Here is a 20,633-nt window from a genome sequence, read left to right as displayed (position 1 = left end):
TCGTTATTCGGCTCGCGCCCGCACGTGGATAGCCGCGAAAGGCTCATTCTGTACCAGCTCGACCAGGGATTCCTTGACCAGCTCGAGGATCGCCATGAAGGTCACGACGACTCCCAGGCGCCCCTCCTCCGCGGTGAACAGCTCGACAAAAGGCACAAACCCGCCGCCCTTGAGGCGCTCCAGCACATCGCTCATGCGTTCGCGGGTGGACAGCGCCTCGCGGCTGACCTGATGGCTTTCGAACATGTCGCCACGGCGCAGCACCTCGGCCATGGACATCAGCACCTCTTCCAGGGCGACATCCGGCAACAGCTTGCGCGCCCGGGCCTCCGGCGCGTCGAGCTTGGGCACGATGACGTCGCGACCGACCCGGCTCAGGCCATCGATCCCTTCGGCGGCGGCCTTGAAACGCTCGTATTCCTGCAAGCGCCGGATCAACTCGGCACGCGGGTCTTCCTCTTCCTCTTCCACCTCGGCCGAACGCGGCAACAGCATGCGCGACTTGATCTCGGCCAGCATGGCCGCCATCACCAGGTATTCGGCGGCCAGTTCCAGGCGCACCGACTGCATCAGTTCGACATAGCCCATGTACTGGCGAGTGATTTCCGCCACCGGGATGTCGAGGATGTCGATGTTCTGCTTGCGGATCAGGTACAGCAGCAGGTCCAGCGGGCCTTCGAAGGCTTCGAGAAAGACCTCCAGGGCGTCCGGCGGGATATACAGGTCCAGCGGCATTTCCATGACCGCCTGGCCATAGACCATCGCGAAGGGCAGCTCCTGCTGCGCTCCGGCCTGGTCGTCAACGTGTTCCACTGCAGACATCTAGGCCTCGACCATGAAGGGGGCCGGGTCGCCGCAGCCGACGCGGATCACTTCCGGCTCGCCATCGGCCAGGTTGATCACGGTGGAGGCCTTGATGCCGCCAAAACCGCCATCGATGATCAGGTCGACCTGATGCTCGAGCAGTTGGCGCATTTCGTAAGGATCGCTCATCGGCTCGGTTTCGCCGGGCATGATCAGGCTGACGCTCATCAGCGGCTCGCCGAGCTCGGCCAGCAGGGCCAGGGCAATCGGATGGCTCGGCACCCGCAGGCCGATGGTGCGTTTCTTGGGGTGCAGCAACAACCGCGGCACTTCGCGGGTGGCGTTGAGAATAAAGGTGTAAGGCCCGGGCAGATGGGCCTTGAGCAAGCGAAAGGTGCCGGTATCGATCTTGGCGAACAGGCCCAGCTGCGACAGGTCGCTGCAGATCAGCGCAAAGTTGTGTTTGTCATCCAGCTGGCGCAGACGCCGCACACGCTCGACCGCGTTCTTGTCGCCGATCTGGCAGCCAATGGCGTAGGACGAGTCCGTCGGATAGATCACCACGCCACCCGAGCGGATGATTTCGACAGCCTGTTTGATCAGGCGCAGTTGCGGGTTTTCCGGATGAATCTGGAAAAATTGACTCACATTCTCTACCTGTTCAGACGGCGGCAATAATTGGCTCATGTTTGAACCGACACCAAAGTGGCGGCAGATCCTCCGGAACCGGGCGATATTCGCCTATCTCGGACCAGCCCCCAGGGCCATGAAAATCACTGCCGGCACTCACCAGCAGACCGAACTCCCGAGCAAGGATGGCCAGGCTGCCCACCTGCTCGGCGGGTTGATGGCCGTTGACCACCTCGATCGCGTGGCCACCTGCTTGAATATAGTCGGCAATCAGGCGGCGACGTTTGCTGCGAGTGAAATCGTAATGCCAGGGATGCGCCAGGCTGACCCAGGCACCCGCCGCGCGCAGCGTCTCGACGGTTTCCTCGAGGGTCGGCCAATGCTGCTTGACGTCACCCAGCTTGCCGGCCCCCAGCCACTTGCGAAAAGCCTCGGCGCGGTCCTTCACGAAACCGGCGCGCACCAGGTAATCGGCAAAATGCGGCCGCGCCGGCGCATTGCCGCTGTCGCCCAGCTCCTGCTGGATCGCCCGGGCCCCTTCGAGGGCGCCCGGCATGCCTTTGAGCGCGAGCTTGCGGCTTATTTCTTCGGACCGTAGCCAACGGCCATCGTGCAATTTGCCGATGGCCTCGACCAATGACGGCGCATTGACGTCGAAGCCGTAACCCAGCACATGAATGGTCGCCCCACCCCAGGTGCAGGACAATTCGACGCCATTGACCAGTTGCATGCCCAGTTCCTGCGCGGCGAGGCGGGCCTCGTCGAGGCCTTCCAGGGTGTCATGATCGGTCAGGGCCAGGACTCGCACGCCTTTCTCGAACGCACGCGCAACCAGAGCCGCGGGCGCCAGGGCGCCGTCGGAGGCCGTGCTGTGGCAGTGCAAATCAACATTCACGGGACTGTTCAACCTCGAGTCAGCTGGCGCTTTCGCTGCCATGGATGTTTGTTATTATGCCGGCACATCCTGCTTCTGGCTGCCACTGTGAAACAATTCATCGACTTCATCCCGCTGTTCCTGTTTTTCATCGTCTACAAAATCGATCCCCGAGTCGTCGACATTGCCGGTCAGCAATTGACCGTAGGCGGTATCTACAGCGCCACGGCGGTGCTGATCATCAGTTCCCTGGTGGTCTATGGCGCGCTGTTCATCTCCCAGCGCAAGCTGGAGAAGAGCCAGTGGCTGACCCTGGTCGCCTGCCTGGTGTTCGGCAGCCTGACCCTGGCCTTCCACAGCGAAACCTTCCTTAAATGGAAGGCGCCGGTGGTCAACTGGTTGTTCGCCCTGGCCTTTATCGGCAGCCATTTCATCGGCGACCGCCTGCTGATCAAGCGCATCATGGGCCACGCGCTGAGCCTGCCGGATCCGGTCTGGACCCGCCTGAACATCGCCTGGATCGCCTTCTTCCTGTTCTGCGGCGCCGCCAACCTGTTCGTGGCCTTCACCTTCCAGAGCATCTGGGTCGACTTCAAAGTCTTCGGCAGCCTGGGCATGACCGTGCTGTTCCTGGTCGGCCAGGGCGTCTACCTGTCGCGCCATCTCCACGACACCGAACCCACCACGTCGAAAACCGAGGACTGACATGCTTTACGCAATCATTGCTACAGACGTCGCCAACTCCCTGGAAAACCGCCTGGCCGCCCGCCCGGCGCATCTGGAGCGGTTGCAGCAGCTCAAGGCCGAAGGTCGCGTGGTACTGGCCGGGCCGCACCCTGCCGTCGACAGCAATGATCCTGGCGCCGCGGGTTTCACCGGCAGCCTGATCGTCGCCGAATTCGACTCGCTGAGCGCCGCCCAGGCCTGGGCCGATGCCGATCCCTATATTGCCGCCGGCGTCTATGCCAGTGTTCTGGTCAAGCCGTTCAAGCAAGTCCTGCCGTAGATCCTCCCCGCGCGGTGAACCTTATCGGTTCATCGTGCTCTCAATCGCTCATTATTCTCGTTTGACTGCCGACAACTTGCCCAACACTCGATTGGAATCAGGAGTTCCGATGCGCCAAGGTCTGTTGTGCCTGTTGTTGGTCATGTTAACGATCGGGGCGAGCGCCTCTGCCGAAGAAACCACGGACGCCGGGTATTCGACGCCCTTGTCGCTGAGCGCCGGCAGCCAGATCAGTGAATTGCAGCAGCGCCTGAAAGACAGCGAGCGCCAACGCGAAGAACTGACCCGGCAATTGCAGGCTGCCGACGGCGAGCGCGAAAGCGCCCAGTTGGGCCGCCTGCGCCAGGAAAACCAGCGCCTCAAGCTGCAATTGCGCGAGGCCCAGGCCAGTTCGCTGCCGCGCCTGCTGACCGATCAGCAACAGTGGTTTGTCACGGGCGCCGGGGTTGCGCTATTGGCCCTGCTCTGCGGTATCTTCGCCAGTGGTGGGCATAGAAGGCGTCGACAATGGCTAAATTGAGTGATTCATGAGCGACCTGTTACTGATTGACGATGACCAGGAGCTCTGCGAGCTGCTGACCAGCTGGCTGGGCCAGGAAGGTTTTCAGGTACGGGCCTGCCACGATGGCCTGAGCGCCCGGCGCGCCCTGGCCGATCACGCCCCGGCGGCGGTGGTGCTGGACGTGATGCTGCCCGACGGCAGCGGCCTGGAACTGCTCAAGCAACTGCGCAACGACCACCCGGACTTGCCGGTGCTGATGCTCTCGGCCCGCGGCGAGCCCCTGGACCGCATTCTCGGCCTGGAGCTGGGCGCCGATGATTACCTGGCCAAGCCCTGCGATCCGCGTGAACTGACCGCCCGCTTGCGCGCGGTGCTGCGCCGCAGCCACCCGGCGGCGGTGTCCAGCCAGATGGAGCTGGGCGACCTGTGCTTCAGCCCGGTCCGCGGCGTGGTCAGCATCGACCAGCAGGACATCACCCTCACCGTTTCCGAAAGCCGCCTGCTGGAAGCCTTGCTCAAGCAGCCGGGCGAACCGCTGGACAAGCAGGAGCTGGCGCAGATCGCCCTGGGCCGCAAGCTGACCCTGTACGACCGCAGCCTGGACATGCACGTCAGCAACCTGCGCAAGAAGATCGGCCCGCACCCCGACGGCCGTCCGCGCATCGTCGCCCTGCGCAGCCGTGGCTATTACTACAGCCTCTGACTCTGAACCGATCCCTGGTCCTGTAGCCGCTGCCGCAGGCTGCGATAGGCCGCAGGCCTTCCTGCATTCGGAAGATCCCTGCGACCGTACAGGTCGTTCGCAGCCTCGCGGGCTCGGCAGCGGCTACAGGGGGTTGTGTCAGTTTCGCCAAAAACGTCTTTACCCAAGCTTTACCCTTCGCTGACCGCCGCTGACCTTGATCTCCGTAATCTGCACACATCCGGAACTGACCGGGAATGAGACAAGGAGATACACCATGCGCAAGACCCTGATCGCTCTGATGTTCGCCGCTACCCTGCCGACCGTGGCCATGGCCATGCCGGAAGGTGCCGGCCCCATGGGCCCGATGGATGGCCCGCACCATAGCGAACACATGCGTGGCAAAGGCCCTTACAGCCAGCTGGACCTGAGCCGCGAACAGCGTCAGCAGATCCGCAAGCTGATGGGTGAACAGATGCACGAACGCAAGGAGTTGGTGCAGAAGTACCTGGAAAAACTGTCGCCGGCCGACCAGAAGGCCATGAAGGACGAGATCGCCGCCAAGCGCCAGAAAACCGAAGCGGATATCCGCGCCCTGCTCAAGCCGGAACAGCAGAAAGAGTTTGACGCCATCCAGAAGAAACAAGCCGAGCGCCGCGCCGAATGGGCCGAGTTCAAGGCCTGGAAAGCGCAACAGCCGCAAAAAGCGCAATAATGCTCGAGGCTCTGTACGTAAAGTCGCCGAGCGGCGATCAGGCAAGGCGCAACGACCAACGGGAGTAACAGCCGCAGGCTGGCCCGAAGGGTAAGCGCAGCGAATCAAAACAGGCGAGGAAGCAGAGTTTAGGGGCCTAAATGAGCATTCCGATCGGACTCGCGCACGAGCCTGTTTTTAACGCAGCATGATCGATGCGCAGGCAGTTTACGTACAGAACCTAGCGCTTATCCCACAGCCCAGTGGCGCTCCCCACTGGGCTTTCCTTGTTTGAGGACTTCCCGTGCGTTCATTGTTCTGGCGCATCCTCGCCAGCTTCTGGTTGGCCATCGCCCTGGTTGCGGGGCTGTCGATTCTGCTTGGGCACATGTTGAACCAGGATGCCTGGATTCTCAGTCGCCATCCGGGCCTCAATACCCTGGCCGAGGAATGGACGCGCACCTACGAAGAACAAGGCGAAGACGCCGCCCAGGGCATCCTGGAACAGCGCAAGCACCAGTATCACGTCAACGTGCAAGTGCTCAACGAAGCCGGCGACCCGGTGGTCCGCGGGACCTTTCCGCGCCGCGCGGCGGCGTTCGAGGCCAGGCAGAACAATGATGACCGGCGCCTGCCCTGGCGACGCCTGACCGACGAATACACCAGCCCGAAAACCGGCGAAACCTACCTGCTGATCTACCGCATTCCGCACCCGGAACTGGATGCCTGGCACCGCGACAGCCTGCTGTGGCCGCTGAGCGCCCTGGCCATCGCGCTGGTGGTGCTGACCCTGTTCAGCCTGCTGGTGACCCTGTCCATCACCCGCCCGCTCAGCCGCTTACGCGGTGCGGTGCATGAGCTGGGGCAAACCACTTATCAGCAGAACAGCCTGGCCCGCCTGGCCGCTCGCCGCGATGAGTTCGGCGTGCTGGCCAAGGATTTCAACCGCATGGGGTCGCGCCTGCAAAGCCTGATCGGCAGCCAGCGCCAGTTGCTGCGCGATGTTTCCCACGAACTGCGCTCGCCACTGGCGCGCCTGCGCATCGCCCTGGCGCTGGCCGAACGGGCCACGGCCGAGGAACGCGAGCGCCTGTGGCCGCGCCTGACCCGCGAATGCGATCGCCTGGAAGCGCTGATCAGTGAAATTCTCGTGCTGGCCCGGGTCGACGCCGATAACGCCAGTGCCGAAGCGGTCGACCTCAACGCCCTGCTCGCCAACCTGCAGAAGGATGCCCAGTTGGCCTGCCCGGAACAGACGGTGAAAATCCATGCCGAGCCGCAGCTCAGCCTCAAGGGCTGGCCGACCATGATCGAACGGGCAGTGGACAACCTGCTGCGCAATGCCCAGCGCTTCAACCCGGCCGGACAGCCGATCGAAGTGCAGGCAATGCGTCAGGGAGAGAGGATCGTGCTCAGCGTGCGGGACCATGGCCCCGGCGTGGATGCCGAACATTTACGCCAGCTGGGGGAGCCCTTCTACCGCGCCCCGGGCCAGACCGCGCCCGGTCACGGGCTGGGCCTGGCCATCGCCCGGCGCGCCGCGGAACGCCATGGCGGCAGCCTGATGCTGGCCAATCATCCGCAAGGCGGGTTTATCGCCAGCCTGGAATTGCCGTTGGTGCCTGGCGTTACCGTCCAGGCCTGAAAAGCTTCGCGGGCGGCAATCCGGCTTGCCCGCGATTGGCTATCCGCTACACCGCGACTCTAGGATCAGGCCTTGCCCGGCCAGGCACTGACGAACTCGGCCGTATCCACCTTGGGCGCGACCCGCGGCTCGTTCAGCGGCGTGCCCAGGTAGAGGAAGGCAATGATTTCTTCATCCTCACCCAGGCCAAGGCCCTGGGCGACATGGGCCGAATAGGACAACTCGCCGGTACGCCAGACCGCGCCGATGCCCTGGGCATAGGCCGCCAGCAGAATGCCGTGCGCGGCACAGCCGGCCGCCAGCCGCTGCTCGGACTTCGGCACCTTGACGTGTTCCTGCAGGCGGGCCACCACAACCACCACCAACGGCGCGCGCAGCGGCATGGCGCGGGCTTTGTCCAGGGCCGCCTGGGTCACTTCGTCTCCCTGCAATTGCACCGCCTCAACCAGCAACTCGCCCAACTGCTCGCGGGCCGCGCCTTCCACCGTCAGAAAGCGCCACGGCCGCAACTGGCCATGATCCGGGGCGCGCAATGCCGCCGCGAACAGCGCTTCGCGCTGCTCCGCCGTTGGCGCCGGGTCCACCAGTCGCGGTACGGAAACACGCTTGAGCAATGCGTCGAGAGCCTCCATCGGCCACCTCCTGAAAAAAATGTCCGGGCATTCTACCGGTAAGTGCCTTCCGGGTGCCGGTTTACATGCTCTGCGCTGCAGGTAGAATGGCGCCCTCCTTATCAGCCCCGAGCGGACCTCATGGCCTTGCCGACCCTACGGATCATCGGTTTCATCCTCGGCATTTTCCTGATTACCCTGGCCATCGCCATGGTTATTCCGATGGCGACGCTGGTGCTGTTCGAGCGCACCGGCGACCTGCCATCGTTCCTCTGGGCGAGCATGATCACCTTCGTCGCCGGCCTGGCCCTGGTGATACCGGGACGCCCGGAACACGTGCACCTGCGGCCGCGGGACATGTACCTGCTGACAGTATCCAGCTGGGTGGTGGTGTGCATCTTCGCCGCCTTGCCGTTCCTGCTGACCCAGCACATCAGCTACACCGACTCGTTCTTTGAAAGCATGTCCGGCATTACCGCCACCGGCGCCACCGTGCTCAGCGGCCTGGACACCATGTCGCCGGGCATCCTGATGTGGCGTTCCCTGCTGCACTGGCTCGGCGGCATCGGCTTCATCGGCATGGCGGTGGCGATCCTGCCGCTGCTGCGCATCGGTGGCATGCGCCTGTTCCAGACCGAATCCTCGGACCGCTCGGAAAAGGTCATGCCGCGTTCGCACATGGTGGCGCGGCTGATCGTGGCGGCGTATGTCGGCATCACCATTCTCGGCAGCCTGGCGTTCTGGTGGGCCGGCATGAGCCTGTTCGACGCGATCAACCACGCGATGTCGGCGATTTCCACCGGCGGGTTCTCCACGTCCGACAGCTCGCTGGCGCACTGGCCGCAACCGGCGGTGCACTGGGTGGCCGTGGTGGTCATGATTCTCGGCAGCCTGCCGTTCACCTTGTACGTCGCCACCCTGCGCGGCAACCGCCGGGCGCTGATCAAGGACCAGCAGGTCCAGGGCCTGCTCGGGATGCTGCTGGTGACCTGGCTGGTGCTCGGCACCTGGTACTGGTGGACCACCCAGCTGCATTGGCTGGAAGCCCTGCGTCATGTCGCGCTGAACGTCACCTCGGTGGTCACCACCACCGGTTTTGCCCTGGGCGACTACAGCCTGTGGGGCAACTTCTCCTTGATGTTGTTCTTTTACCTGGGCTTTGTCGGCGGCTGTTCCGGCTCGACCGCCGGCGGGATCAAGATCTTCCGCTTCCAGGTCGCCTATATCCTGCTCAAGGCCAACTTGAACCAGCTGATCCACCCGCGCGCGGTGATCAAGCAGAAGTACAACGGTCACCGCCTCGACGAGGAAATCGTCCGCTCGATCCTGACCTTCTCGTTCTTCTTCACCATCACCATCTGCATAATCGCCCTGGCCCTGTCGCTGCTGGGCGTGGACTGGATGACCGCCCTGACCGGCGCGGCCAGTACGGTGTCGGGGGTCGGCCCGGGCCTGGGCGAAACCATCGGCCCGGCCGGCAACTTCGCCACCCTGCCGGACGCCGCCAAGTGGATTCTGTCCCTGGGCATGCTACTCGGCCGGCTGGAAATCATTACCGTGTTTGTGTTGTGTATTCCGGCGTTCTGGCGTCACTGACAGCGGCCACAGGCTCCTGCAGCCGCGCCCGGTATTCGCCGGGCGTGGTATCGAACCAGCGGCGGAAAGCGCGAAAAAAATTGCTCGGATCGGCAAAGCCCAGCAGGTAGGCAATCTCCAGCAGGGTCATGCTCGGCTGCGCCAGGTATTGTTCGGCCAGCTCGCGACGGGTGTCGTCGAGCAGGGTCTGGAAACTGGTGCCCTCCTCCTGCAAGCGCCGTTGCAGTGTGCGCTGGGACAGGTGCAGGGTCTGGGCGACAGCCTCGCGTTTCGGTTCGCCCTGGGGCAACAACCGGCACAGCGCCTGACGCGCCTTGTGCGTCACCCGGCTTTCGGAGAACCGCGCCAGGTACTCGCCGGCAAAGCGGTCATGCAGCAGCGCCATGGCTTCATTGGCGGTCGGCAACGGCGCCTCAATGTCGGCACGCTCGAAAATCAGTGCATCGTAGGGCGCGTTGAACACCAACGGCGCATGAAACGCCTGCTTGTAAGGTTCCAGGTCGACAGGCACGGCACCTTGCATCAGCACCTGGCGCGGTTGCAGCGTGCGCCCGGTGAGCCAGCCGCACAGCGTCAGCGCGCAGGCCAGCGAGGCCTCGGCACTTTGCCGGGTCGGCGGCAGGTGATCGCCGTGCACCGTCAGAATCAGCGCATAACCTTCAGGCAAAAGCTGGAAACTCAGATCGGCGCTTTCCGCGATGATTCGCTGATAACGCACCAGGCGCTGGAAACCCTCGGCCAGGGTGCGGCTGGACATCAGCGCATAGCCGACCACATGGAAGGAAGCCGGGCGTACCACCTTGCCCATGTTCAGGCCGATGGCCGGGTTGCCGGACTGCTCCACCGCCCGCTGCCACAGACGCGTCATCGAGTCCTGGGGGAAACGCGCGTCCGGATCCTCCAGCGCGGCATAGTCGAGCCCGATCTGCTTGAACAATGCACGACAATCCAGGCCGTCCATCTCCAGAGCTTTGACAATTCCCATCGCCCAGCTTGCCGAAGTCGTTCGTTCGCTCATGGTGGGATTCTTTACATGATGAGCCGCATGCTACGGCCGATTTCCCAAGGATACTAAAGTGGCGCCTATTGTCACTGGCTCCCGCCATTGATGACTCTAGACTCAAATAAGCTCCGCGCGGAGCATGCCGCTGACAGGACAAATAACCACAGAGATCGCAGTCGTGGATAACAGCAAGCAATTCAACAACTTCGCCGAGTTCTATCCGTATTACCTGAGCGAACACAGCAACAGCACTTGCCGCCGCCTGCACTTCGTTGGCACCACCCTGGTGTTGTTCATTCTTGCCTTCGCCATCGGCAAGGGCGCCTGGCTGTTGCTGCTGGCCCTGCCTGTGGCCGGCTACAGCTTCGCCTGGGTCGGGCATTTCTTCTTCGAGAAGAACCGCCCGGCCACTTTCCAGCATCCGTTTTATAGCCTTCTGGGTGATTTCGTCATGTACCGCGACATGTTGCTGGGCAAGGTGCCGTTTTAGGCCTCCCCGGACAGCAAGCCGTCCCGCGTAGCCAGTGCCGGATTGGATCCAGGGCATAGACTGCAATCGTTGAAAAAAACTATAAGAGGATTGCCGATGAACGCTCAGGCCCGTTTCACCCACATGCAGGATGGCACCCAGGAAGACTGGGCGATCATCGCCGCGGACTTCAGTGCCTACGCCAAACAGTTGCCGGCGCGCATCGTGGCACACCTGAAGTTGCTCGAAGGCGATTTTGGCGGCTTCCCGGTGGACCGCCTGACGCACTCGCTGCAAACCGCCAGCCGGGCCTGGCATGACGGCCGCGATGAGGAATACGTGGTCTGCGCCCTGCTCCACGACATCGGCGATACCCTGGGCTCCTACAACCATCCGGACATCGCCGCGGCGATCCTCAAGCCCTTCATCAGCGCCGAGAACCTGTGGATGGTGGAGAAACACGGGATCTTCCAGGGCTATTACTTCTTCCATCACCTGGGCATGGACCGCCACCTGCGCGAGCAATTCAAGGACCACCCGCTGTACCTGCGGACCGTCGAGTTCTGTGCCAAGTACGACGCCGCGGCGTTCGATCCGGACTACGCCAGCCTGCCGCTGAGCTTTTTCGAACCCATGCTCGAACGCCTGTTCGCCCAACCGAAAAACTCGATCTACAAGGCGGCCATAAAGGAACACGCACCGGCCTGAGGACAGCTGCGCAGGCCATCGCGGGCAAGCCTCGCTCCTACAGGTTGAAGTCGCGCGCCCCCGAAACCGTAGGAGCGAGGCTTGCCCGCGATGACATCCGCCCGGCCAGCACCTGCCGCTCAAGCCAGCTCTGCCACCTTCGCCAGCTCTGCCTTGCGCTGCGCCTCCCGCGCCTGGGCATCGGCCAGGCGATAGAGCTCGATGGTGCCGTCCCAGTGCTCGATCAGCGCGGTGCACGACTCGACCCAATCCCCGCAATTGAGGTAATCCACCTCGCCGACCTTGCGGATCTCGGCATGGTGAATGTGCCCGCACACCACGCCGTGCAACTCGCGCTTCACGCATTCATGGGCGATGGCTTCCTCGAAGTCGCTGATAAAGCTGACCGCGGTCTTGACCTTGTGCTTGAGGTAGGCCGACAACGACCAGTAACCGTAGCCATAGCGCGCCCGCCAATGATTCAGCCAGCGATTGAGGGTCAGGGTGAATTCGTAGGCCGAATCGCCGAGAAAGGCCAGCCAGCGATGGTAGCGGGTGATGACGTCGAACTGGTCGCCGTGGATCACCAGCAGGTGCCGGCCATCGGCGGTGACGTGCACCGCCTCGTCCACCAGCTGGATATTGCCCAGGATCAGCTTCGAATAACGGCGCAGAAATTCGTCATGGTTGCCGGTGACATAAATCACCTCGGTGCCGCGCTTGCTCATGGTCAGCAGGCGGCGGATGACATTCGTGTGGGCCTGGGGCCAGTACATGCCGCCACGCAGCTTCCAGCCGTCGATGATATCGCCGACCAGGTAGATCCGGTCGGCGTGATAGCCCTTGAGAAACTGCGACAGGTGCTCCGCCTGGCAGTCCCGGGTCCCAAGATGCACATCGGAAATCCACAAGGTGCGCACGCGTTGCTTGCGGCTGGGTCTGGCGAGTTCGGCACTGGTCATGGGCACGCTCCTGCATTTTTTGCGAGCTTGCGCCCAGGCGATTAATCGCCCGTGACAGAAATACGGCAGTCCGATGACAGCGCCTGCCCGCGGGTCGCCGGTGTAGACTGCCGTCCTGCCAAGGAGACTGCGATGAGACCGATCCTCACGCTACGCCAATACAGCCATGACTTGATCGTCCACAGTCACGAACACGCGCAGCTGGTGTTCGGCCTGTCGGGCCAGCTCGACTTCGAGGTCGACGGCCTGGGCAGCCAGGTGGTCCAGCAGAGTTTCGTGGTGGTGCCCTCCGGTGCTCATCACGCCTGCGGCAGCCCCAACGGCAGTCGCTGCCTGGTGCTCGATGTGCCCGACGAACATTGGCTGGTGCAGTCGCTGGGCGATCACGCCGATGCCAGTCGCCGCCTGCTCGACAACCCCGGGCGCCTGCCCCTGGATGCGGCGCAGAGCCAATTGGTCAACTGGCTGGCCGGCAGCCCGGTCAACGATCCGCTGATCGCCCAGCAAGGCGCCGTGCTGTTGCTGGCCAGCCTCAACCAGGCCAGCGCCGCCAGCCTCGGCGGGCGGCGCCTGCCCTATGCCGCCTTGAATGCGCATATCGACCGGCACGCGGCCCATCCGCTGCAGGTGGTCGACCTGGCGCAGGTCGCCGGGCTGTCCAGCGCCCGCCTGCATGCACGGTTTGTCGCCGAATGCGGGCAAACGCCGATGGACTACATCCGCAGCCGGCGCCTGCACATGGCCGCCGGCCTGTTGCGCGACTCGGCGCTGCCCATCGGTGAAATTGCCAGCCGTGTCGGCTACAGCTCCCAGAGCGCCTTCGCCGCGGCAGTGCTGCGCGAGTTTGGCGTCTCTCCCGGCAAGCTGCGACGCGCCACAGGCAAGCGCTAGGTTGTCGACAAAAAACGCGAGGATCGCGACAGACCGGATCCGCCCCGGGCTTTTAGACTGGCACGCTCCGCTCAACCGTCTTGAAGGATTGAAATGACTCCGCGCACTGCCCTTGGCGCCCTGCATATCGGCGCACTGATGTTCGGCCTCACCGGTGTTTTCGGCAAACTCGCTGCTGCCTCGCCGGCCATCATCGTCTTCGGTCGCGCAGCGTTCGCGGTGCTCGCCCTGGCGTTCTTCGCCCGTTTCGCCAGCAGCACCCGCTGGCAACGCCTGCAAGCCACGGACTGGCGTCGCCTGCTGCTCAGCGGCCTGCTGCTGGCCGGGCACTGGGTGAGCTTCTTCATTGCGGTGAAAGTCGCGGGCGTGGCCATCGCCACCCTGGGTTTCGCCAGCTTCCCGGCCTTCACGGTAATCCTCGAGGGGCTGATTTTTCGTGAGCGGATCCGTCTCAACGAAATCGTCCTGGTGGCCCTGGTCAGCCTCGGCCTGGTGCTGGTCACGCCGGACTTCGACCTCGCCAGCGAAGCCACCAACGGGCTGCTCTGGGCCATGGGATCGGGCCTGTTGTTCGCGCTGCTGTCACTGAACAACCGTGCCAGTTCCGCGCGCATCCCGGCGGTGCAGGCGGCGCTGTGCCAGAACGTGGTGGTTGCCTTGTGCCTGGTGCCGGTGGCGGCGCCGGGGTTGAGCGAGGTGCGCGCCATCGACTGGTTGTGGATCGGCCTGCTCGGCATCTTCTGCACCGGCCTGGCCCACAGCCTGTTCGTCGCCAGCCTCGCGGTGATCAAGGCCCGCACCGCGGCGGTGGTGTTCGCCCTGGAGCCGGTCTACGGGATTACCGTGGCCTGGCTGCTATTCAGCGAGACACCGACGCTGCGCATGCTGATCGGCGGCGTCCTGATCATCTTCGCCATCGTGGTCTCCAGCAGCCTGTCCGGCTCGGGCAAAAAAGCCGTCGCGGCGGAAGTCGCCTCTCACTGAGTGCGGTCGTTGTGGCCGAGGTCGCGCTGCGGGTCGATCTGGTCGCGCAGCCGCTGCTTGAGCACCTTGGCCTCGGGGAAACCGCCATCGGCCTTGCGTTCCCAGATCTGCACGCCGTCGCAGGTAATGCGGAAGGTGCCGCCGGTGGCCGGTTCCAGGGATACCTTGCCCAGGTCGTCGCTGAAGGTGCTCAGCAGTTCCTGGGCCAGCCAGGCGGCGCGCAGCAGCCACTGGCACTGGGTGCAATAGGTGATAACTACTTCGGGTTTACGTTCTGTCATGGTGCTGCCGACTCCTGGGCTCAAGGGCGCCGTTATAATAGCCGCCTTTATCGCGCCCCCCGAGATCCCCGATGCGTCGTTTGCTGTCCTGCCTGGTCCTGTGTTTGCTCCCCGTGTTCCTGCATGCCGCCGAGGCGCCACGGCCGAAGATCGGCCTGGTGCTGTCCGGCGGCGCCGCCCGCGGCCTGGCGCACATCGGCGTGCTCAAGGCCCTGGAAGAGCAAGGCGTGAAGATCGACGCGATTGCCGGCACCAGCATGGGCGCGGTGATCGGCGGCCTGTATGCCTCGGGCTACAAGATCGACGAGCTGGAAAAACTGGCCCTGAGCATCGACTGGCAACAGGCGCTGTCCGACGCGCCGCCGCGCGAGGACATACCGTTTCGTCGCAAACAGGATGACCGCGACTTCCTGGTGAAACAGAAGCTCAGCTTCCGCGACGACGGCAGCCTCGGCCTGCCGCTGGGGGTCATCCAGGGCCAGAACCTGGCCCTGCTGCTGGAAAGCATGCTGGCCCACGCCAGCGACACCCGCGACTTCGACAAACTGCCGATCCCGTTCCGCGCGGTTGCCACCGACATCGCCAGCGGCGAGAAGGTGGTGTTTCGCAAGGGCCACCTGCCCCGGGTGATTCGCGCCAGCATGTCGATCCCGGCGGTGTTCGCCCCAGTGGAGATGGATGGCCGGCTGCTGGTGGACGGTGGCATGACCGACAACATTCCGCTGGACGTGGCCCGCGACATGGGCGTGGATATCGCCATCGTGGTAGACATCGGCACCCCGCTGCGCTCGCGCCAGCAGCTGAACACCGTGGTCGATGTGCTGAACCAGTCGATCACCCTGATGACCCGGCGCAATTCCGAAGAACAACTGGCGTCGCTGCACAAGGATGACGTACTGATCCAGCCGCCCCTGGCCAGTTTCGGCGTCACCGACTTCGGCCGCGCCCAGGAAATGATCGATGCCGGCTACCGCGCCACCCGCATCCTCGACGCCCGCCTGGCATCGCTGCGGCCGGCCGAACCCATGGATGCCGAACTCAGCGCCGCGCGCACGCCGAGCCAGCGCACCCCGATCATCACCGCGATCCGGGTGGAAAACGATTCGAAAGTCAGCGACGACGTGATCCGCTATTACATCCGCCAGCATATCGGCGAGCCTCTCGACCTGGGCCGGCTGCAGACCGACATGGGCACGCTGTACGGCCTGGACTACTTCGAGCAGGTGCAATACCGCGTGGTCCACAAAGGCAACGACCACACCCTGGTGATCAACGCCCGGGGCAAACGCAGCGGCACCGATTACCTGCGCCTGGGGCTTAACCTGTCCGACGACATGCGCGGCGACAGCGCCTTCAACCTGGGCGCCAGCTACCGGGTCAACGGCATCAACAGCCTCGGCGCCGAATGGCTGACCCGGGTGCAGATCGGCGATCAGCAAGAGCTCTACAGCGAGTTCTACCAGCCACTGGATGTCGGCTCGCGCTACTTCATCGCGCCGTATATCGGTATCGAATCGCAGAACATCGAGGCCGTGCTGGATAACGACCCGATCGCCGAATACCGCCTGGAGCGCTACGGTTTCGGCCTCAACATCGGACGCCAGATCGGCAACAGCGGCGAAATCCGCTTCGGCGTCGGCGAGGCCTGGGGCAAGGCCGAAGTGCGCGTCGGCGACCAGGACCTGCCCAGCGAAAGCTTCAATGAAGGCTTTTACGAACTGCGCTATTCGTTCGACTCCCTGGACAATGTCTACTTCCCCCACGCGGGCGAAGACATCGGCCTGTCACTGCGCCAGTTCGAACCTAGCCTGGGCTCGGACAAACGCTACCGGCAATGGGAGTTCAAGCTGGACAAGGCGTTGAGCAGCGGGCCGAACACTTTCATCCTCGGCGGTCGATATGGCCGGACCCTGGATGAAGCCGAGGTGGTGACTTCAAGCTTCGTGCTGGGCGGCGCCCGCCAGTTGTCGGGCTTCCGCCAGGACGCCATCTCGGGCCAGAACGCCAGCCTGCTGCGGGGCGTGTATTACCGACGGCTGACGCCCCGTTCCTACCTGCCACTGGATTTCCCGCTGTACATCGGCGGCTCCCTGGAGCGAGGTCGTGCCTGGAACAACGACAACGAGTTCGACAGTGGCTACATCAATGCCGCCAGCATTTTCCTCGGCTTCGATACGCCGCTGGGGCCGCTGAACTTCAGTTATGGCATCAACGACGACAACCAGAAGGCGGTTTACCTCAACCTGGGCCAGACCTTCTGAGTCTCAGTCTCCGCCTCGGCCTGGGCGCTGGAGCCCGGCTCGTCAGGTTCCTCCAGGCGCCAGACGATCGAGTCGGCATTGAACGGCGCCGGAACGGCAGCGGCAGGCGCCGGCGTGCTGGAAGGCTCGCCAGGCGCGATCAGGTCCCAGTCGACATCGATCGATGGCTCATGATCGGCCAAGCGCTCCTCGACCATGGGCATGGGCGGTACCGGGACCGCAGCGGCCGCTGACCTGAACGGCTCCTGGGCAGCCACCGCGGCCACAGCGCTGGCCAGCGTTTGCGTTGGCCGAGGCTCGGCGGGCACTTGCCTACCTGGCAAGCCTGCGGACTGACGACGGCGGCGCACCACCAGCAGTATCAGCAGGGCCATCAGCAGCAGCGCTGCAACCATCAGCCAGGGATTCGAGCCCGCGGTTTCTGGCGCCTGTTCGGCTGGACGGGACGTCGGCTGTGCGGGTGCGGCGGCTTGAGCCGGGACGGGATTAGCAGCAGGCTTGCGCTGGACCTCGGCCAACTGACGTTGCAGCGCCAGCAATTGTTGCTGCTGCAGGGCCAACTGTTCGTCGCGCAGCCGCAATGTGCCTTGCAGCTCTTGCACCTGGTTCTGCAACTGCTGGCTGGCCTGCATGGCCTGCGCCAATTGTCCGGCCATGGGATCAGCCGCCTTGGCAGCCGCGGGCGGAGCCTGGGTAGCCATCGCCGGCCCAGGTTTCGCAGGCTCCCCGATCGGTGCCGGGGCCGGCGTTATTTCGGGGCTTCCCGGAGGATCGATCAGCAGCGTGTATTCGCGCAGCTGTCGGCCATTGGCCTGGTTCACCTGCAACAAGAAATCCAGGAAAGGCTCGTTCACCGGCTTGCTCGACACCACCCGGATCACCCTGCGTTCCCCCTGCAGGACCGGGATAAAACGCAAGTCTTCGAGAAACGGCAAGCGCTCCACACCGGCCTGCTTGAACTCGCCAGCCGTCGCCAGGCCGACCGACAACTCGCCCTCCCCCAAACCTTGCGCCTGCACCAGGGCGATCTCCGCCTCCAGTGGCTGGTTGAGCGCCGAATGCACGGTGATTTGGCCCAGGCCCACCGCCGAGGCGAGAGGCGAATACGAGATCGCCAATACCGGTAGAAGGAGCCAGGAATGACGTCTCGCTACGCAAGACGACCCGACGGAGCCGCGCAAAGCGGCCAGCAGACTCTGGAACATGAGCACCCTTTTGTCGCGACCGAAAACGACCACAGCGGCGATACGCTGGCTGCGCATGCCGCTGTGGACCTGGTAATTCTTATAGTCGGCCGGTGTCGCCAGCTCAAAAATCCGCGGCGTTAGTTATGCCTCAAGACTTTTCCAGATTGGCCAGGATATGCGCGTGAACCCGCATGCAGACCCGCATATCTTCTTCATCGACACCGACGAACAACTCACGGCGCAAGGCGGTGGCGATGGTTTCGATCTGTTCGATCAAGGGCAGCGCCGGAGCGCACAGAACGATCTTCTTCGCCCGGCGATCCTCGACCACCGACTGCCGTTGCACCAGCCCCTGGGTTTCCAGGCTGTCGAGCAGCCGCGCCAGGGTCGGTCCTTCGACGCCGACACTCTGGGCAAGTTCACGTTGGGTTGGGGCTTCATCAAAACGGGCGAGATGCAGCAGCACCAGCCAGCGGGCCTGAGACAGGCCAAGTCCGGCCAAACGGCGATCCAGCTCGGCGCGCCAGCCTCGGGACATCTGCGCCAACTGCATGCCAAAACGGTGTTGATCGGTTAACGGCATAAACAACTCATGAGTTAGTAGACTGAAAATTAAGAAAAACTAATTATTAGTCAGCTAAGCATGACAGTTGCCGAGTGGCAAGGTTTGCCATGAACTGAATCGTTACATCTTGCCGCAGCGGGATTCACATCTCGAATTCCGATTCCAGTGCCGCGCGAACGCAATACAACACGCCTTCGGGCACGCGGCCGGCGAACAACTCGGTCACTTCGCTCACCGATGGCAGCTCGCCTTCGCCGTCGAGAAAGGCGTCCTGGATCTCGCCAAGCAAGTCTTCCGGCAGGTCCAGCGCCTGCTCCAGCGACAGCTGCTGCTTGCCCACCGCCTCGGCGAGCATTGTGTAAACGTTCTTTTCCGAGCACTGCAATTGCCCGGCGATCTGCAGCGGCGTCATGCCCGCGCGGGCCAGGGTAATCAGCTCGTGGCGAATGTCGGCCAGCACTTTCGGCGCTTCGGCCTGGCCACCCAATACTTCGAGGAAGGCCTCGCCGTAACGCTCCAGCTTGCGCGCGCCGACGCCGCTGACCCGGGCCATTTCCGCCAGGGAGCCGGGCTGGCTGCGGAGCATTTCCAGCAAGGTGGAATCGGGAAAAATGACATAGGGCGGCACGCCATGTTCTTCCGCCAGTTTGCGCCGCAGGGCGCGCAAGGCTTCCCACTGTTCGCGCTCTTCGCCACGTACCAGTTGGCTGGCCTGGCTGGTGCTGCTCTTGGCGGCGGCCTGCGGCTTTATGTCACGGCGCAGTTCCAGGCTCACCTCGCCTTTGAGCAGCGGCCGGCAGCTGTCGCTCAGTCGCAGGCCGCCATAGCCTTCCAGGTCGATGTCGGCCAGGCCGCGAGCCACCAGCTGGCGGAACAGCGAGCGCCATTCGCCTTCGCTGCGCGCCTTGCCCACGCCGAATACGGAAAGATGCTGGTGGCCGAAGCTGCGCACTTTTTCCGTGTCCTTGCCCAGCAGCACATCCACCAGGTGGCCGACGCCATACCGCTGGCCGGTGCGATAGATCGCCGACAGCGCCTGGCGCGCCGGTTCGGTGGCATCCCAGGTCTGCACGCCATCGACACAGTTGTCGCAGTGGCCGCACGGCTGCGGCATGTCTTCGTCGAAATAGGCCAGCAGCGTCTGGCGCCGGCAGCGGGTTTCCTCGCACAGCGCCAGCATGGCATCGAGCTTGTGCTGCTCCAGGCGCTTGTGGCGCTCGTCGCCCTCGGAGTTCTGCAGCATCTGCTTGAGCATCAGCACGTCTTGCAGGCCGTAGGCCATCCAGGCATCGGCGGGCAGGCCGTCACGCCCGGCACGCCCGGTTTCCTGGTAATAGGCCTCGAGGGACTTGGGCAGGTCCAGGTGCGCCACGAAGCGCACGTTGGGCTTGTCGATGCCCATGCCGAAGGCGATGGTCGCGACCATGATCAGCCCTTCCTCGTTGAGGAAGCGCTTCTGGTGATAGGCACGCAGCTCGCTGGGCAAGCCGGCGTGATACGGCAATGCCGGGAAACCCTGCTCGCAGAGGAAGGCGGCAACCTCGTCGACCTTCTTGCGCGACAGGCAATAGACGATGCCGGCATCGCTGCGCCGTTCATTGAGGAACGCCAGCAGTTGCTTGCGCGGCTGCTCCTTGGGAACGATGCGATAGAAAATGTTCGGACGGTCGAAACTGGAGAGGAAACGCTCGGCGTCCTGCAGGTGCAGGCGATTGACGATTTCCTCGCGGGTGCGCTTGTCGGCGGTGGCGGTCAGGGCGATGCGCGGCACCTGGGGAAACATTTCCGCCAGTTGGCCCAGTTGCAGGTATTCCGGACGGAAGTCATGCCCCCACTGGGACACGCAATGCGCCTCGTCGATGGCGAACAAGGCGATATCGAGGTTCTGCAGGAACGCCAGCATGCGCGGCTGCACCAGGCGCTCCGGCGCCAGGTAGAGCATCTTCACCTCGCCACGCCGGATGCGGGCGGCCAGGTCGCGCTGCTGCTCGGCGCTCAGGGTGGAGTTCAGCGCCGCCGCGGCGACCCCGAGTTCCTCCAGGGTGGCGACCTGGTCGTCCATCAGCGCGATCAACGGTGAGACCACCACCGCCAGGCCGTCGCGAAGCAAGGCCGGGACCTGGAAGCACAACGATTTGCCGCCGCCGGTAGGCATCAGCACCAGGGCGTCGCCGCCACTGGCTACGCGCTCAATGATCGCACCTTGGCGGCCACGGAAACTGTCGTAGCCGAAGATGTCCTTGAGGACGCGTTGAGCCTGTTCGAGCATGAAAAACTCCAAAAATCGCTGAAATCCCTG

Annotated in this window: 22 protein-coding genes; 12 read left to right on the top strand and 10 right to left on the bottom strand. The window is 63.8% G+C overall.

Going from position 1 to position 20,633, the window contains the following annotated elements:
• Positions 1 to 3: 3 nt before the first annotated feature.
• The 3 genes from BLV20_RS16620 to BLV20_RS16610 form a co-directional block, all read right to left on the bottom strand.
• Positions 4 to 702 (bottom strand): segregation and condensation protein A, encoded by a 699-nt coding sequence (locus tag BLV20_RS16620; protein WP_175540222.1) that lies wholly within the window; start codon positions 700 to 702, stop codon positions 4 to 6.
• Positions 703 to 822: 120 nt separating this feature from the next.
• Positions 823 to 1,452 carry an L-threonylcarbamoyladenylate synthase gene (locus BLV20_RS16615; protein WP_092303640.1) on the bottom strand — a complete coding sequence of 210 codons (630 nt, stop codon included), beginning with the start codon at positions 1,450 to 1,452 and terminating at the stop codon, positions 823 to 825.
• A 13-nt stretch (positions 1,453 to 1,465) separates the two neighbouring features.
• Positions 1,466 to 2,329 carry a PHP domain-containing protein gene (locus tag BLV20_RS16610; RefSeq protein WP_092303259.1) on the bottom strand — a complete coding sequence of 288 codons (864 nt, stop codon included), beginning with the start codon at positions 2,327 to 2,329 and terminating at the stop codon, positions 1,466 to 1,468.
• Between the two features lie 87 nt (positions 2,330 to 2,416).
• On the opposite strand from BLV20_RS16610, the gene BLV20_RS16605 reads away from it, so the two are divergent.
• From BLV20_RS16605 to BLV20_RS16580, 6 genes are all read left to right on the top strand, one after another.
• On the top strand, positions 2,417 to 3,013 hold the full coding sequence (locus BLV20_RS16605; protein ID WP_092303257.1) for a septation protein A: 597 nt from the start codon (positions 2,417 to 2,419) through the stop codon (positions 3,011 to 3,013).
• Between the two features lies 1 nt (position 3,014).
• A complete protein-coding gene (locus BLV20_RS16600; protein ID WP_092303256.1) occupies positions 3,015 to 3,314 on the top strand; it encodes a YciI family protein in 300 nt (99 codons plus the stop codon).
• A 109-nt stretch (positions 3,315 to 3,423) separates the two neighbouring features.
• Positions 3,424 to 3,834 (top strand): SH3 domain-containing protein, encoded by a 411-nt coding sequence (locus BLV20_RS16595; RefSeq protein ID WP_092303254.1) that lies wholly within the window; start codon positions 3,424 to 3,426, stop codon positions 3,832 to 3,834.
• A 7-nt stretch (positions 3,835 to 3,841) separates the two neighbouring features.
• Positions 3,842 to 4,519 carry a response regulator transcription factor gene (locus BLV20_RS16590; protein WP_092303252.1) on the top strand — a complete coding sequence of 226 codons (678 nt, stop codon included), beginning with the start codon at positions 3,842 to 3,844 and terminating at the stop codon, positions 4,517 to 4,519.
• Positions 4,520 to 4,775: 256 nt separating this feature from the next.
• On the top strand, positions 4,776 to 5,213 hold the full coding sequence (locus BLV20_RS16585) for a Spy/CpxP family protein refolding chaperone (protein WP_092303250.1): 438 nt from the start codon (positions 4,776 to 4,778) through the stop codon (positions 5,211 to 5,213).
• 283 nt (positions 5,214 to 5,496) lie between these two features.
• A complete protein-coding gene (locus BLV20_RS16580) occupies positions 5,497 to 6,837 on the top strand; it encodes a sensor histidine kinase (RefSeq protein ID WP_092303248.1) in 1,341 nt (446 codons plus the stop codon).
• Between the two features lie 65 nt (positions 6,838 to 6,902).
• Here the strand turns inward: BLV20_RS16580 and BLV20_RS16575 are convergent, their stop codons facing one another.
• Positions 6,903 to 7,469: a nitroreductase family protein gene (locus BLV20_RS16575; RefSeq protein WP_092303246.1), complete on the bottom strand. Its 567-nt coding sequence runs from the start codon at positions 7,467 to 7,469 to the stop codon at positions 6,903 to 6,905.
• Positions 7,470 to 7,589: 120 nt separating this feature from the next.
• On the opposite strand from BLV20_RS16575, the gene BLV20_RS16570 reads away from it, so the two are divergent.
• Entirely contained in the window at positions 7,590 to 9,044 is a 1,455-nt protein-coding gene (locus BLV20_RS16570; RefSeq protein ID WP_092303244.1) for a TrkH family potassium uptake protein, read from the top strand.
• Here the strand turns inward: BLV20_RS16570 and BLV20_RS16565 are convergent.
• Positions 9,001 to 10,062 carry an AraC family transcriptional regulator gene (locus BLV20_RS16565; RefSeq protein WP_092303242.1) on the bottom strand — a complete coding sequence of 354 codons (1,062 nt, stop codon included), beginning with the start codon at positions 10,060 to 10,062 and terminating at the stop codon, positions 9,001 to 9,003. The two genes, BLV20_RS16570 and BLV20_RS16565, sit on opposite strands and share 44 nt — an antisense overlap.
• A 163-nt stretch (positions 10,063 to 10,225) precedes the next feature.
• Between BLV20_RS16565 and BLV20_RS16560 the strand changes: the two genes are divergently transcribed.
• Together BLV20_RS16560 and BLV20_RS16555 are read left to right on the top strand one after the other, a co-directional pair.
• The gene (locus BLV20_RS16560; RefSeq protein WP_092303240.1) at positions 10,226 to 10,537 is read left to right on the top strand and encodes an Mpo1-like protein; all 312 of its coding nucleotides are present in this window, start codon (positions 10,226 to 10,228) and stop codon (positions 10,535 to 10,537) included.
• 96 nt (positions 10,538 to 10,633) lie between these two features.
• Positions 10,634 to 11,224 carry an HD domain-containing protein gene (locus BLV20_RS16555; RefSeq protein WP_092303238.1) on the top strand — a complete coding sequence of 197 codons (591 nt, stop codon included), beginning with the start codon at positions 10,634 to 10,636 and terminating at the stop codon, positions 11,222 to 11,224.
• Positions 11,225 to 11,343: 119 nt separating this feature from the next.
• Here BLV20_RS16555 and BLV20_RS16550 read toward each other — a convergent pair whose 3' ends face one another.
• Positions 11,344 to 12,165, bottom strand: a complete 822-nt coding sequence (locus BLV20_RS16550) for a UDP-2,3-diacylglucosamine diphosphatase (protein WP_009042684.1) — start codon at positions 12,163 to 12,165, stop codon at positions 11,344 to 11,346.
• Positions 12,166 to 12,297: 132 nt separating this feature from the next.
• Between BLV20_RS16550 and BLV20_RS16545 the strand changes: the two genes are divergently transcribed.
• Entirely contained in the window at positions 12,298 to 13,056 is a 759-nt protein-coding gene (locus BLV20_RS16545; RefSeq protein WP_092303236.1) for a helix-turn-helix transcriptional regulator, read from the top strand.
• Positions 13,057 to 13,149: 93 nt separating this feature from the next.
• On the top strand, positions 13,150 to 14,040 hold the full coding sequence (locus BLV20_RS16540; protein WP_092303234.1) for a DMT family transporter: 891 nt from the start codon (positions 13,150 to 13,152) through the stop codon (positions 14,038 to 14,040).
• Here the strand turns inward: BLV20_RS16540 and BLV20_RS16535 are convergent.
• On the bottom strand, positions 14,034 to 14,321 hold the full coding sequence (locus BLV20_RS16535) for an Rdx family protein (RefSeq protein ID WP_092303232.1): 288 nt from the start codon (positions 14,319 to 14,321) through the stop codon (positions 14,034 to 14,036). The two genes, BLV20_RS16540 and BLV20_RS16535, sit on opposite strands and share 7 nt — an antisense overlap.
• Positions 14,322 to 14,392: 71 nt before the next feature.
• Here BLV20_RS16535 and BLV20_RS16530 point away from each other — a divergent pair, with 71 nt between their 5' ends.
• Positions 14,393 to 16,582, top strand: coding sequence for a patatin-like phospholipase family protein (locus BLV20_RS16530; protein WP_092303230.1), 2,190 nt, complete (start codon positions 14,393 to 14,395; stop codon positions 16,580 to 16,582).
• On the opposite strand, the gene BLV20_RS16525 is transcribed toward BLV20_RS16530, so the two are convergent.
• The 3 genes from BLV20_RS16525 to recQ form a co-directional block, all read right to left on the bottom strand.
• Positions 16,555 to 17,667, bottom strand: coding sequence for a type IV pilus assembly protein FimV (locus tag BLV20_RS16525; protein ID WP_256577810.1), 1,113 nt, complete (start codon positions 17,665 to 17,667; stop codon positions 16,555 to 16,557). The genes BLV20_RS16530 and BLV20_RS16525 overlap by 28 nt on opposite strands.
• A gap of 250 nt (positions 17,668 to 17,917) precedes the next feature.
• Positions 17,918 to 18,352, bottom strand: a complete 435-nt coding sequence (locus BLV20_RS16520; protein ID WP_092303228.1) for a MarR family transcriptional regulator — start codon at positions 18,350 to 18,352, stop codon at positions 17,918 to 17,920.
• A 124-nt stretch (positions 18,353 to 18,476) separates the two neighbouring features.
• The gene (gene recQ, locus BLV20_RS16515; RefSeq protein WP_092303226.1) at positions 18,477 to 20,603 is read right to left on the bottom strand and encodes a DNA helicase RecQ; all 2,127 of its coding nucleotides are present in this window, start codon (positions 20,601 to 20,603) and stop codon (positions 18,477 to 18,479) included.
• Positions 20,604 to 20,633: the final 30 nt, after the last annotated feature.

It is taken from the genome of Pseudomonas sp. NFIX28 (assembly GCF_900107395.1).
Lineage (GTDB): Bacteria > Pseudomonadota > Gammaproteobacteria > Pseudomonadales > Pseudomonadaceae > Aquipseudomonas.
This window is presented reverse-complemented; position numbering and strand designations above follow the sequence as displayed.